This window comes from Streptomyces phaeochromogenes, from assembly GCF_001418655.1.
GTDB lineage: Bacteria > Actinomycetota > Actinomycetes > Streptomycetales > Streptomycetaceae > Streptomyces > Streptomyces phaeochromogenes.
In genome coordinates, this window is sequence record NZ_LIQZ01000617.1 from 1 (window position 1) to 224 (window position 224).

Annotated in this window: 1 protein-coding gene; it reads left to right on the forward strand. The window is 73.2% G+C overall.

From position 1 onward, the window contains the following. Positions 1 to 224: LuxR C-terminal-related transcriptional regulator (locus AOK17_RS46745; RefSeq protein ID WP_245697890.1), on the forward strand; the 224-nt coding region annotated here is incomplete at both ends.

The following is a 224-nucleotide window of genomic DNA, read 5'->3' on the forward strand; positions in this document are numbered from 1 at the left end:
TGCTGAAGGACGCGTCCGCCGACCAGCTCGCCGAGGCGGTCCGGGTGGTGGCCGCAGGCGACGCACTGCTCGCGCCCGGGATCACCCGGCGCCTCATCGCGGAGTTCTCCCGGCTGGACTCCACACCCCGTGCCCCGCTCAAGCAGCGCGTCGGCGAGCTGACCGAGCGCGAGACGGAGGTCCTCGCCCTGATCGCACAGGGCCTGTCGAACGCGGAGATCGCC